Here is a 13,668-nt window from a genome sequence, read left to right as displayed (position 1 = left end):
TCACGCAGAGGCCGACGGCCCTCCGGCGCCCGCTCCCGGCAACGGCGCGGGAGCCCGACGTGCCGACCCTCACCCTGGACCAGGTCTTCTCCCGAACCGCCCGCGACCATCCCGGCCGGGTGGCGATCCAGGAGGGCTGGCATCAGCTCACCTACGACCGGACCGAGCTCCAGGCCGTGCGCCTGGCCTCGGCCCTGGTCCTGGGGGGTGTCCAGCTCGGCGACGCGCTGATCGTCCACTGCGCCAACCACCGTCAGGCTCTCGTCGCCCAGCTCGCCGTCTTCAAGGCCGGCGCGGTGTGCGTCCCCCCGCCCGACCGGCCCGGGGGGCTGGCCACCCTGGCCCGCGCGACCGGGGCCAGGGCCGTGCTGTGCAGCCGTGCCACCTACGACGGCACCTTCCGGGACATCCCCTCCCTCGCCCTGGACGACCCCGCCACCTGGCGGAAGATCGCCGCCGTGCCGGAGGAGCCCGCGCTGCCCCGGTCCTCGCCCGAGGGTGTGGCGCACCTGCTGCCCGACCGGGACGGGGGCGCGCGGCTCGTCGACCACCGTTCCTGGCTGCGGTCCGCCGCCGGCCGCGGCGACCGGGTCGGCACCCCCACCGGCACCGTGGCGACCAGCGCCGGGCCGCTGTCCCGGCTGGGCCTGGCCGCCATGGGCTGGGCCGTCAGCAGTGGCGCGACCCTGCACACCGCGTCCTGGAACCCGGACGACGAGCAGTGGCCGCTCACCGCGTCCGGCGACTGCGTCGCCGTCCTCACCCCGGAGAAGTACGCCGCCCTGCTGGAGCGCGGCCCGCGACCCACGCGGCGGGGCAACGGCCGTGGTGGGGCGGGCGGTTCCGGTCCCCGTGCCGTCGTCCTCGTCGGCGAGCCCTGCTCCCGTGAGCTGGCCGCCCGGCACTTCGCGGTCCGACCGCGGAGCCGGCTCTGGGCGGAGTTCGCCCCGACCGACGGAGCGTTGCCCTGGACCGCGCACGAGATCACCGCCAGGGACGCCCGAAGCTCCTACGAGCCGGGGGCGGGCAGCCCCGTGCCTCCCGTCCAGCTGCATATCGCGGGGCCCGGCGGAGAGACCCTGCCGCGCGGTGCCCGGGGCGAGATCGTCGCCATGAGCCCGCCCTGGTTCCCCGAGGACGTCCAGCACTCGGGCTGGCACGGGTGCTGGACCCCGGACCACACGCTCGACATCACCGCGCGCCCGCCACGCCCCCGCGCCGACACCCGCTCGCGCACCCACGCCCAGCCGTATCCGGCCCCACCAGCGGCACATCCAGGCCGCCTTGAGATGGAAGTGATATGACCGCCACCGGTAGCCAGCGTTCACAGGGGCCGGACGAGCCCACCGTGCCCCCCGCGCTCGACTTCGCCGAAGCGCTGAACGCCTTCATGTCACACCGCGAGGACTTGGGCATGCTCCAGCTGCTGACCCCCGAGGGCACCCTGGTGTCGCCTCCCGACCGCACCCCCGGATACGCCCCGGAGCTGCTGCGGACCCTCTACCAGGACATGGTGGTCTCCCGCGCCTTCGACACCGAGGCCACCGCCCTCCAGCGGCAGGGCGAGCTGGGCCTGTGGCCCTCGCTGACCGGCCAGGAGGCGGCCCAGGTCGGGTCGGCCCACGCGTTGCGCCCCGACGACTACGTCTTCCCCAGCTACCGGGAGCACGCGGTCGCCTGGTGCCGGGGCGTCGACCCCGTCGACATCGTCAAGCTGTTCCGGGGTGTCACCAACGGCGGTTGGGACCCCAAGAAGTCCAACTTCCACCTCTACACGCTGGTGGTCGGCTCCCATGTCCTGCACGCCACCGGCTACGCGATGAGCCTGGTCAAGAAGGGCAGCGACGCCGCGGCGATCGCCTACTTCGGGGACGGGGCCAGCAGCGAGGGCGATGTGGCCGAGGCGTTCACCTTCGCTTCGGTGCACGAAGCGCCGGTGGTGTTCTTCTGTCAGAACAACCAGTGGGCGATCTCCGAGCCCGTCGAACGCCAGCTGCGCGGCCCGCTGTACCGCCGCGCCGACGGCTTCGGCTTCCCCGGCGTGCGGGTCGACGGCAACGACGCCCTCGCCGTGCACGCCGTGACCAACGCCGCCCTGGAACACGTGCGCGCGGGCAACGGGCCGTTCCTCATCGAGGCGTTCACCTATCGGATGGGTGCCCACACCACATCCGACGATCCCACCCGCTACCGCCGGCAGACCGAGGTGGAGCACTGGCGGGCCCGGGACCCGATCGCGCGGCTGCGCACCCACCTGACCGAAGCCGACCACACCACACCGGAGTTCTTCGACGAGGTCGAGGAGAAGGCCCGCGAGGTGGCCTACCGCGTCCGCCGCGAGACCCGGACCATGCCCAACCCGCACCGGCTGACCGTGTTCGATCACGTGTACGCCGAGGGACACGCGACGGTCGACGAGGAACGGGAGCAGTCCGAGGAACACCACCGGAACACCATCGCCAACGGGGAGACTGAGTAGGAATGCCTGCGGAGAAAATGTCACTGGCCAGGGCACTCAACGAGGCCCTGCGCACAGCCCTTGAGGAAGATCCCGCGATCCTGGTGATGGGGGAGGACGTCGGCACGCTCGGTGGTGTCTTCCGGGTGACCGACGGTCTGAAGAAGGACTTCGGCGAGGACCGGGTCATCGACACCCCGCTCGCCGAGTCCGGCATCGTCGGCACCGCCATCGGGCTGGCCCTGGGCGGGTACCGCCCGGTGGTGGAGATCCAGTTCGACGGGTTCGTCTTCCCCGCGTACGACCAGATCGTCACCCAGCTGGCCAAGCTGCACGCCCGCTCGGACGGGAGGATCCGGATGCCCGTGGTCATCCGGATCCCGTACGGCGGCGGCATCGGCGCCGTCGAGCACCACAGCGACTCCCCCGAGGCGCTGTTCGCGCATGTCGCCGGGCTGAAGGTGGTGTCGCCCTCGAACCCGGAGGACGGCTACTGGATGCTCCGTCAGGCCATCCGCAGCGACGACCCGGTGATCTTCTTCGAACCGAAGCGGCGCTACTGGGACACCGCCGAGGTGGATCTGACCGCCCGCCCGGAGCCGCTGCACCAGGCGCGCGTGGTGCGCCCGGGCACCGACCTGACGCTCGTCGGCTACGGGCCGACGGTCAAGCTGTGCCTGGAGGCGGCCGAGGCCGCGGAGGGGCGGTCGCTTGAGGTCGTGGACCTGCGGACGGTCTCCCCGGTGGACTTCGACACCATCCAGCGCTCGGTGGAGCGGACCCACCGGCTGGTGGTGGTGCACGAGGCGCCGGTGTTCTTCGGGGCCGGCGCGGAGATCGCCGCCCGGATCACGACCCGCTGCTTCTACACGCTGGAGGCGCCGGTCCTGCGGGTCGGGGGCTACCACGCCCCCTACCCGGCGGCCCGCCTGGAGGAAGAGTTCCTGCCCGACGTCGATCGGGTGCTCGACGCGGTCGACCGCTCGCTGGCCTACTGAGGACATGAAGCCATGACCGACACCGCGACCCGCCCGCACGAGTTCCGGATGCCCGACGTGGGCGAGGGGCTCACCGAGGCGGAGCTGATCAAGTGGTACGTCCAGCCCGGCGACCGGGTCACCGACGGCCAGCCTGTCTGCGAGATCGAGACAGCGAAGTCCCTGGTGGAGCTGCCCGTCCCGTTCGACGGGGTGGTGCGCGAGCTGCACGCGGCCGAGGGCGAGACGGTCGAGGTGGGCGCGGTGATCGTCACGGTCACCGCTGGGGACGCCCCGGGGCCGGGGACCCCGGCCGACGCCGCGCCCGCCCCGGCCGGGGAGCGCGAACCCGTGCTCGTCGGGTACGGGGTCGCGCCCGACCGTTCGCGCCGCCGGGGCCGGCGGCGCGAGCCGCGCGCCAGGCCCGGCGCCGGGCCGGCCCGCGCGAAGCCGCCGGTCCGCAAGCTGGCCAAGGACCTCGGGGTGGATCTGACCGCCGTGCTGCCCTCCGGTCCCGACGGGACCATCACCCGCGAGGACGTCCACGCGGCGGCGACCCGGACGGCGCCGCCCACCCCCGCCCCCGCCCCGACGGACCCGACGACCGTGCCAGCGGCGAGGGAGCCGACGACTCCGGCCGCCGCCGTGCGCCCCGGCCCGCGGGAGACCCGCGTCCCGGTGAGGGGCGTGCGCCGGGCCACCGCCGTGGCGGTGACCTCCTCGGCGTTCACGGCGCCGCACGTCACCGAGTTCGTGACGGTCGACGTGACCCGCACCATGAGGCTGGTGCGGGAGCTCCGTGACGAGCCCGCCTTCGCCGGCCGCCGGGTCACCCCGCTGCTGCTGGCCGCGCGCGCGGTGCTGGCCGCCGTAGCCGCGCATCCCGAGGTCAACGCGGCCTGGGACGAGGACGCCCAGGAGATCGTGGTCAAGCACTATGTGAACCTCGGCATCGCGGCTGCCACGCCCCGCGGTCTGCTCGTCCCCCATGTCAAGGACGCGCACTCGCTGTCCCTGGTCGCCCTGGCCGAGGCGCTGGACGGTCTGGTCGACGCGGCCAGGGCGGGCCGCACCGCCCCGGCCGACCTGGCCGGCGGCACCCTCACCCTCACCAACATCGGGGTGTTCGGGATCGACGCCGGGACCCCCATCCTGAACCCCGGCGAGGCCGCGATCCTGGCGATCGGCGCGATCGGGCCCCGGCCCTGGGTGCACCGGGGGAAGGTGCGGTCCCGTCAAGTCGTCACCCTGGCGCTCTCCTTCGACCACCGGCTGATCGACGGTCAGCTCGGTTCGAAGTTCCTCGCCGACGTGGCCGCGTTCCTGGAGCGGCCCAGCCGCCTGCTCGCCTGGAGCTGAGCCCTCGCGGGGCGGTCTCCAGAAGAGGTACGGAGCCCTCGCGGGCCGCTGCCGCGGACCGTGGGGCGTGCCTCCACGACAGGGCCGGTCGCCAGTTCCCCCGGCTGGTGGCCGGCCCGCCCCTTCGCCTCCGACCGCGCCCGCCACGCGGTACCGATAATGCATTCCTCATAAGCGGCACCGTGATTCTCACATTCACGGGTTCGATCCTGGCTGGCCGCCAGACGGTCGTGCTAGCGTCAAAATCTAATCGACCCGCCCTTTCGCTCGTTGACGCCACCCATATCCGGAGGTAATCCAGCTGTGACAACGGATGTCAAAGGCACGTACTATCCCGGGGAACTGCACGACAGCGGGAATTACGGGAAGCTTTTCTCTGAATTATATGACGTGATCTTTCCGGCGCTCGGCCCGGACGAGATCGAATGGCTCTCCCGGCAGCTGAGGAGCCGTGAGTCCCCTTCCGTCATCGAGTTCGGGGTCGGCACGGGACGCGTGCTCGTCCCGTTCGCCGAGCGGCTCGCCGACGAGGGCGTCGAGGCGTCCCTGATCGGCGTCGACGCCTCGCGGGAGATGCTGGACCGCCTGGCCGAACGCGGGAGCCCGGCGATCACTCCACGGCTGGGGAACATGTGCCACTACCGTGACGGGAGCCAGTACGACCTGGCGCTGTGCGTGTGCGGGAGCCTCGCGATCCTCCCCGATCCGCAGGCCCAGCAGGACGCCCTGCGGACGTTCTCCGAACATCTCAGGCCCGGTGGCCTGCTGGTCACCGAGACCCATGGGCTGCCGTGGGTGCGAGGGCTTGGGGAGAACGGCGGCAGCGTCTTCCTGCGCTATCCCGGCGTTCGGCGCGGGATGGTCGTCTTCTCCGAGCTGGAGGGCGAGCGCTGGGACTGCAAACAGATCTGGATCGACGACGAGGACATTCGCGTGCTTCCCGAACGCGCGCTGCTGATCGCCGAGGACCGGCTTCTCGACATGGCCGAGGCCGTCGGGCTGCGCCGGGTCGGCAGCTTCGACGGACTGGGCGGCAAGCCCTACCGGGAGTCGAGCATGACCATGGCCACCGTCTTCGAGAAGTCGGCCTGAGCCGTCCGCGCCGGCCACCGGACGGTCCCCTGCCGTGACGAACGCCCCGCGCCGATCGGCGCGGGGCGTTCGTCACGGGTCCTCGGGGGTCAGGGGCCGGCCGGTCCCGGCGTCGTGGCGGCGGCCACCGGGTCGGAGGCGGGCACCAGGAAGCGGCCGATGCTGCCCAACTTCTCGCAGGTCTCCTCCAGTTCGCGTTCGGGAAGCGAACCGGACACCAGGCCGGCCCCGGCGCGCAGCCAACTCCTCCCCCGCTGCCGGTAGGCGCTGCGCAGCACCAGGGCCGCGTCCAACGCGCCGTCCTGGTCGACCGTCAGGACCGCGCCGCCGTACAGGCCCCGACGTTCGCTCTCGACGTCCCGGATGCTTTCGAGCGCGGCCCTTTTGGGCACGCCGGAGGCGGTGACGGCGGGGAACACGGCCCGGAAGGCGTCCCAGGGGCCACGGCCGGCGGCCAGCCGTCCGCCGACCCGGGAGGCCAGGTGCTGCACGCTGCCGCGCTCCCTGACCTCCATGAACTCCTCGACGTTGACGCTGCCCTGGGCGCACACCCCGCGCAGTTCGTCGCAGGCGATCTTCACGGAGATCGCGTGCTCGTGGATCTCCTTGGGGTCGGCGAGGAGTTCCGCGCGCAACCGCTCGTCGTCGGCGCGGTCCCCGGTGAGCGCCCGGGTCCCGGCGAGGGGCTGGCTGATCACCCTGCCGTCGGCCTCGATCCGGACGACGATCTCCGGGCTGAAGCCCACCGCCTCGACCCCGCCGAGGTCGAGCAGGAAGGACCGCGCGGGGCTGTTGGCGCGTCGGCCCGCCAGATAGGTGGCCACGAAATCGACCTCGTAGTCGATCGGGACCACCCGCGAGAAGATCACCTTCTCCAACCGGCCGGCGTCGATCATCTCCCTGGCGGTCGCCACGGCCCGGCGGTACTCGTCCGCCCCCGCGTGTCGTACGTCCACGGGTTTGGGCACGGACCAGGACTCCGCCGGCTCGGCGGTCAGCGCCTCCATCGCGGCCACCAGCGTGGCCTGGTCGGCCGCCCGCAGCCACGCCAGGCCCCCCTCGATCCGCACCTCGGTGCGCGGCACGACGAGGTGGAGCAGCCGCTCGTCCCCGATGTGCGCGATGTCCCCCGCACTGGCGTGGGACAGCTCGAACGCGGCCCAGCCGTATGCCCGCCACCCCTCGACCCGCACGGAGTCCAGCAGGTCCCGCACCTGCCGCAGGGGGTCGCCGTCCCAGGGCAGCGTCACCGCCTCCGGCTGCCGCAGCCGGGCCCCGTGCCGGTCCAGGGTCACCTCGGCGAGGGCGCCCCCGGCGTACGACCAGGTGCCGGCGTTCTCGTAGAGCACATGCTCCTCGTGGAGACCCGACGAGACCAGGCGGGCGGCGGCCGTCATGGGGTCGGAGGCCAGTCTCAGCCTCGTCTCGAAGTAGTGCCTGGGGGAGGTGTGCATCGCGAACGTCCTCTTCTCGACGGCCGAAGGTGAGAGCGGTGCGGGGGATTCGCCGAGGGCGTCGGTTCCTCGAACCGCTCGGAAACTCCCGGGAAGTCGTGGGCGGGAACGCGCGTCCCGGGCCCAGCGCCGCCCGACTGTTCACACTGGGAAATAGTCTGTCGGGCGGCCTCTACAGCAAGGCGAAAGGGAGCCATACCCCGGCTATACCGCGCAGGTGGACAAGGGGCGGCACAGGTCAGGGGGATCGATCCGGTGCCCGCCCCCTCGGTCCGCCGCAACGCGATCGCGCGTCACCCGGCCCACCGTGTGAAACGCATGGGCGCGCGTGCGACGGTAATCTGTCCGCGCTCGTTCCCCCACTGGTACGTTCGCATTCGCTGAAGGTCATTCGGGCGGGGCCCGACGGACGGGTGAGTTACCGGGCCCGAGCCTTCCTTTCTCGTGACTTCTTTCGGTTTTCTTTCGACACCGGCGATCCGCGCGACGGGGCTGTGCTTTCCCCGTTTCCGGCGATCCGGACCGTGGGCACACAGGGGGAGCAAGGGTGGAGTTCCGCATTCTCGGGCCGGTCGGAGCACGGCAGGAGGGGAGGCCGCTCGCGCTGGTGGCGGAGAAGCCCAGAACGGTGCTGGCCGCCCTGCTCCTGGCGGGCGACCGCGTCGTCTCCGACACGTATCTGCGGGACGTCGTCTGGGGGCCCACACCGCCCTCGACGGTCGACCAGCAGCTCTACACCTATGTCTCCCGGCTGCGCAAGCTCGTCTCGCCGGGCGCCACGATCCTCCGGCACCGTCCCGGCTACCAACTGGTGCTGGCCGACGCGACCGTCGACCAGGCCGAGTTCGAGCGGCTGACCGACCAGGGGTACGACGCGTTGCGGGCGGGCCGCCACGGCTCGGCCGCCGAGCGGTTGGCCAGGGCACTGGCCCTGTGGCGCGGCCCCGCCCTCGGCGGGGTGACCGACTATCTGAGCCGTGTCGAACTCCCCCAGTTGGAGGAGGCGCGCATGGCCGCCCTGGAGGGCCGGATCGAGGCCGACCTGGCGCTCGGTCGGCATGACGCGCTGGTCAGCGAACTCGTCGGCCTGGTGGAGGCGCACCCGCTGCGGGAGCGGCTGCGGGCGCAGCTGATGACCGCCCTGTACCGGACCGGCCGGCAGGCCGACGCCCTGGCCGCGTACCAGCGCGGGCGGGAGGTCCTCGCCGAGGAGTTGGGCATCGACCCCAGCTCCACGCTCAACGACGTCTTCCAGTCGATCCTGTCCGGGGACCCGGGGCTCGCCGCACCCGCCGCAGCTCCCCAGGAGGTCAGGGTCCAGCCACGTCGGCGGGTGCGGCCAGCCATGCTGCCGCCCGGCGTCGCCGACTTCACCGGCCGTGAGCGCCAACTGCGGGAACTGGCCGTGCTGTTGGGCCAGCACGGGGAGGACTCCGCGCCGCCGGTGGTGGTGACCGGCGCGGCGGGCGTGGGCAAGAGCGCCCTCGCCGTCCAGGCGGGGCGGCGCGGGAGCGACGCCTTCCCCGGCGGCCGGCTCTACGCCGACCTCGGCGGCGAGTCGGACCGTCCGCGGAACCCGCATGAGGTGCTCGACTGGTTTCTCCAGGCGCTGTGCGAACCGGGGACCCCGCTGCCGGCGACGGCGGAGGTGCGCACCCAGCTCTACCGCAGCCTGCTGGCCGAACGCCGCGTGCTGGTCGTGCTGGACAACGCGCGGGACGAACGGCAGGTGCGCCCGCTGCTCCCGGGGGCCGCCGGCAGCCGGGTGGTGGTGACGGCCCGTTCCCGTTTCACCGCTCTGGAGGGCGCCCACCGGCTGGAGTTGGACGGCTTCGAGCGGGCCGAGGCGCTCGCCCTGCTGCGTCGGGTGGCGGGCCCGCACCGGGTGGCGGCGGAGCCTGATGTCGCCGAGGCCCTGGTCGACCGGTGCGGGCGGCTGCCCATCGCCGTGCGGGTGGTGGCCGGGCGGCTGGCGGCCAAGCCGCACTGGACGCTGGCCGAGATGGCGCGCCGGCTGACGGATGTCCGCCGGCGCCCGTTGGACGAACTGCGTCTGGCGGACCGGGATGTGCGCCGCTCGCTGGAGTCGAGCTATCGGCGGCTGACGGCCGAGGGACGGTCCGCTCTGGGCCGGCTCGCGCTCCTGCACGCACCCGAGATCCCGGCCTGGCTGGCGGCCGTGGTCCTCCAGACCGACGAGTCGCAGACCGAGGACATCCTCGAATCCCTGGTCGACACCCGGCTGTTGGAGGTCGCCGGGAGGGACCCCACGGGCCGGCCGCGCTGTCGGCTGCGTCCCGTCGTCCACCTCTTCGCCCGCGAGCGCGCGGAGGCCGAGAGCGACGCCGCCGAGCGGTATGCCACGGTCGACCGTGCCCTGACGGCGTGGCTGTTGCGGGCGCGGGCCGCCGTCCGCGCCCTGGCCGACGAGCGCCATGACGTGGCGGCCGGCGCGCTGGGCTGGTTCGAGACCGAACGCAACGGGTTCGCCGCCGCCCTCCACCAGGCGGACGCCGAGGGGCACGGGTCCACGGCCCGTGCGTTGGCGGGCGCCTGGACGGACCTGCGGACGCTCAGGGGCGCCGCGGACCGGGCCAGCCGGCCGGCCGGGGCGGACCTGCTGTCAGCCACACGCCCTGACCGGGGGCGAAGCGACCCGAGGCCCGCGCGCTGAGGGCCGCGACCACCCGCCGCCGGCGGCCTTCCGGCGCTCCGTCGCGTCATCCGCGCGCCGGTGAGACGTCCGCCTTCCGCCGCCGAGAAGCCCTGCAGAGTCTGTGTAGGTACCCCGGCGGAGACTGGCGCCGTGTCCCAACCACGAAGGTAATCGACCTGGGGAGCGCAGCCATGCGTGTGTTGTTGATGAGCGGGCTGGGGCCCGCGGAACTGCACGAGACATACCTGGAAGGCTCGCTGTTCCAACCGAGCTTCGACGAACGGGCCACGGAGATGCTCCGCAGGGCCGGGTTGGCCGATCTGAGCCTCGACCGGTTCGCGTTCGAACAGTCCGGCAACCGGTACGCGCTGCTGCGCCCGGCACCTCAGTCGATGCCCCACCTGACCACCGTGACCCTCCAGTCGATACTGGAGGCCAGCGGGCACGACTACGACACGCTCGCGCTTGAGGACGTGTGGATGGGCAGCGCGGTGGTGCCGTCCGGGGACTTCGACCTGGTGCTGCTGTCCACCACGTTCATCTGGAACCCGCACATCCTCGCCCAGGCGATCCGCTGGATCACCGAGAACATGCCGGGCACCGGGATCATCACGGGCGGGCAGTACACCAACCTCAAGTACATCGCCGCGATGCGGCAGCAGCCGGCGATCGTCGCCGTCATCCGGGGTGACGGCGAGCGGGCGCTGCCGATGACCCTGGACGCCATGGCCGGCGGTGGCCATCTGGGCGACATACCGAACCTGGTGTGGCGGGAGGGCAACAAGATCAGGACGAACCCGATCGCGTACATCGACATCGACGAGTTCCCCTCGCCGAGCGTGCTGGGCACCTCCTCGATCGTGCCCTACGAGTCGATGCGCGGCTGTCCCTTCGACTGCAAGTTCTGCTCGTTCCCCGCCGCCTCCCCGAAGTGGCGCTACAAGTCGGCGGAGAAGATCCGCGACGACTGGTCGGCCTACGCGGCGGCCAACGGCGCGGACATGATCTCCGCGATGGACTCGACGTTCACCATCCCGCCCACGCGGCTGCGCCAGCTGCTGGAGATCCTGCCCCAAGCCGAGACGCCCGCCTGGGAGGGCTTCAGCCGGGCCAACACCATCAACTCGCGGAAGGTCGTGGACCAGCTCTCCGCGGCCCGGTGCCGGCGGCTGTACATCGGCTTCGAGTCGATGAACGATGTCACGCTCAAGCGGATGAGCAAGCGGGTCTCCGCCAAACAGAACCGCAGAGCGGCCGAGTTGCTCGCCGACAGCGATGTCGCGTACTCGATCTTCTTCATCGTCGGCTATCCGGGAGAGTCGGCGGAGATGGCCGCCGACACCCTCGACTACCTGGTGGACGAGTTCGTCGGGCACTTCTACGTCAACAAGTTCTCCGTGACCGACGAGAACATGCCGCTCTGGGACGACCGGGAGGAGCTGCGGATCGTCGCGTCCGACCCGACCGACGCCGAGGCGCCCTGGTCACACATCGGGATGGACAGCACGGAGGCCGCCAAGCTCCAGGGCGAGATGCTCGACCGGGTGCGGGCCCACAGCGAGACCGCGGTGATGCACGCGTGGCAGGACGAGTTCCAGCACTGGCTGCTGCCCCGGCGGGACCGCAGGACCAACATCGCCGTGGAGAAGAGCGTCGAGCGGCTCGGCATGGCGCCACTGGACTACGCGGACCTGGACGAGGGCGCGCACGCGATGCGCACGCAGATCGACCGGCTCCGCGGGCTGGGTATCGAACTGGCCGCCAGCGCACAGGAGTTGCGCCGCGAGGCGATCTGACCTCGCCGCTGCCGCCCCCTTCGTCCGCGCCTTCCGCCGTGGCCGGCCCGGCCCGCCCGCCGCGCCGAAAGGCGCATCCGGCACCCACCACGACTCCCGTGCCGGGCCATCCGTTCTCGAAAGGTGAGCTGTGAACACGACGGACAACAGATCGCGCGACACCGGGCGCCATGACGTCATCGTCCTCGGCGCGGGGATGGCCGGCGGGGCGCTGGCCTCGGTGCTCGCCCGCAACGGCGTGCGGGTGCTGGTGATCGACGCGGGCGTGCATCCGCGCTTCGCGGTGGGCGAGTCGACCATCCCCTACACCTCGTCCATGATCAAGCTCATCGCGACCCGCTACGGGGTGCCCGAGATCACCCCGCTGGCCAGCTTCCGTGGCATCCAGAGGAAGATCTCGCCGATGAGCGGGCGCAAGCAGCACTTCGGGTTCGTCTACCACCGGGAGGGCAAGCCGCAGGACCCGTCGCAGGCCAACCAGTTGTCGATCCCGGGCTGGCACAGCACCGAGAGCCATCTCTTCCGCCAGGACACGGACGCCTACCTGTACCACCTCGCGATCGGCTACGGCGCCCAGGGGCGGCTGGCCACCCGCGTCCAGGACATCGAAACCGGCCCCGACGGGGTCGTGGTGCGTTCGGACCAGGGGGAGGAGTTCCACGGCGCGTACCTGGTGGACGGCAGCGGCTTCCGCTCGCCGGTGGCGGAGAGGTTCGGCCTGCGCGAGGAGCCGACCCGGGCGCGCCACCACTCGCGTTCGCTGTTCACCCACATGGTGGGGGTCAAGCCGTTCGACGACTGCGAGGCGGGGGGTGGCCACCAACAGCCCAACCCCTGGCACCACGGCACCCTGCACCACGTCTTCGACGGCGGCTGGCTCTGGGTGATCCCCTTCGACAACCACGAGGGCGCGGTCAGCACGCTGTGCAGCGTGGGACTGACGGTGGACGAACGGGTCTTCCCCAAGCCCGACGACGTGCCCCCGCAGGAGGAGTTCGAGACGTTCCTGGCGCGGTTCCCGCAGATCGCCGAGCAGTTCACCCGGGCCAGGGCGGTGCGGCCCTGGGTCGGCACCGGGCGGTTGCAGTACTCCGCCACCCGCACGGTCGGCGAGCGCTACTGCCTGACCGCGCACGCGGCCGGGTTCATCGACGCGCTCTACTCACGCGGGCTGAACAACACCTTCGAGGTCGTCAACGCGCTGGCCTGGCGGCTGATCGAGGCGTCCAGGGACGGCGACTGGTCCACCGAGCGGTTCGCCCCCGTCGACCGGCTCCAGCAGGACCTGTTCGACGTCCACGACGACCTGGTCTACAGCTCGTTCGTCGGATTCCGCGACTACGGCCTGTGGAACGCGGTCTCCCGGGTGTGGAAGTCGATCAGCGTCATGCCGGCGCTGGCCCTGGACCGCGCCGCCCGGATCTTCCGGGAGACGGGCGACGACCAGGTGCTGCGGGACCTGGAGCAGTCCGACCCCGCCGGGCTGCCGGCGCCCGTCAACCGGGACCTGTGCGCGCTGCTCACCTTCACCCGGGAGCTCTGCCAGCGGGTCGAGGCCGGCGAGGTGACGCCGGGAGACGCGGCGCCGCGGATCCTCGAACGGGTCGGGAACACCCCGGCGATTCCGCCGGCGTTCGATCTGGCCAACCCGGACAACCGCTTCTTCGAGTCCACTCCCGACCTGATGCAACAGGCCTCGGAATGGGGTAGAAGCGAGTCGCCCGAACACATCAGGAGCGTCTTCGGCCACTGAGTCGAGCACATCGCGCACCCTTTGAGATGACGAACTCCTCGGGCGGTGTGCGTTTCTCACATACAGCTGTCCTTTTCACAGGAATTCCCTTCGGAACAAGAGTGATTCATCGACGGCCGGATA

Annotated in this window: 9 protein-coding genes; 8 read left to right on the top strand and 1 reads right to left on the bottom strand. The window is 71.9% G+C overall.

Features of this window, described 5'->3' with window-relative positions; genetic code table 11:
* The first annotated feature begins 59 nt into the window (after positions 1-59).
* The 5 genes from K4G22_RS30825 to K4G22_RS30805 all read left to right on the top strand — a co-directional run bounded on the left by K4G22_RS30825 (position 60) and on the right by K4G22_RS30805 (position 5,886).
* Positions 60-1,304: an AMP-binding protein gene (locus K4G22_RS30825; protein WP_228083768.1), complete on the top strand. Its 1,245-nt coding sequence runs from the start codon at positions 60-62 to the stop codon at positions 1,302-1,304.
* Complete coding sequence (pdhA, locus tag K4G22_RS30820; RefSeq protein ID WP_228083767.1) at positions 1,301-2,479, top strand: pyruvate dehydrogenase (acetyl-transferring) E1 component subunit alpha; 1,179 nt, start codon at positions 1,301-1,303, stop codon at positions 2,477-2,479. Before K4G22_RS30825 ends, pdhA begins: the two co-directional genes overlap by 4 nt.
* Before the next feature lie 2 nt (positions 2,480-2,481).
* Positions 2,482-3,456: an alpha-ketoacid dehydrogenase subunit beta gene (locus K4G22_RS30815; protein ID WP_228083766.1), complete on the top strand. Its 975-nt coding sequence runs from the start codon at positions 2,482-2,484 to the stop codon at positions 3,454-3,456.
* Positions 3,457-3,468: 12 nt separating this feature from the next.
* On the top strand, positions 3,469-4,794 hold the full coding sequence (locus tag K4G22_RS30810; protein WP_228083765.1) for a dihydrolipoamide acetyltransferase family protein: 1,326 nt from the start codon (positions 3,469-3,471) through the stop codon (positions 4,792-4,794).
* 390 nt (positions 4,795-5,184) lie between these two features.
* Positions 5,185-5,886, top strand: coding sequence for a class I SAM-dependent methyltransferase (locus K4G22_RS30805; protein WP_228083764.1), 702 nt, complete (start codon positions 5,185-5,187; stop codon positions 5,884-5,886).
* 89 nt (positions 5,887-5,975) lie between these two features.
* Here the strand turns inward: K4G22_RS30805 and K4G22_RS30800 are convergent, their stop codons facing one another.
* A complete protein-coding gene (locus K4G22_RS30800) occupies positions 5,976-7,340 on the bottom strand; it encodes a salicylate synthase (protein WP_228083763.1) in 1,365 nt (454 codons plus the stop codon).
* Positions 7,341-7,887: 547 nt separating this feature from the next.
* Between K4G22_RS30800 and K4G22_RS30795 the strand changes: the two genes are divergently transcribed.
* The 3 genes from K4G22_RS30795 to K4G22_RS30785 all read left to right on the top strand — a co-directional run bounded on the left by K4G22_RS30795 (position 7,888) and on the right by K4G22_RS30785 (position 13,545).
* A complete protein-coding gene (locus tag K4G22_RS30795; protein WP_228083762.1) occupies positions 7,888-10,014 on the top strand; it encodes an AfsR/SARP family transcriptional regulator in 2,127 nt (708 codons plus the stop codon).
* 173 nt (positions 10,015-10,187) lie between these two features.
* Positions 10,188-11,792, top strand: coding sequence for a B12-binding domain-containing radical SAM protein (locus tag K4G22_RS30790; protein WP_228083761.1), 1,605 nt, complete (start codon positions 10,188-10,190; stop codon positions 11,790-11,792).
* Between the two features lie 130 nt (positions 11,793-11,922).
* On the top strand, positions 11,923-13,545 hold the full coding sequence (locus K4G22_RS30785) for an NAD(P)/FAD-dependent oxidoreductase (protein WP_228083760.1): 1,623 nt from the start codon (positions 11,923-11,925) through the stop codon (positions 13,543-13,545).
* The last annotated feature ends 123 nt before the right edge of the window (positions 13,546-13,668 follow it).

Source organism: Streptomyces profundus (genome assembly GCF_020740535.1).
In the GTDB taxonomy this organism is placed as follows: domain Bacteria; phylum Actinomycetota; class Actinomycetes; order Streptomycetales; family Streptomycetaceae; genus Streptomyces; species Streptomyces profundus.
This window is presented reverse-complemented; position numbering and strand designations above follow the sequence as displayed.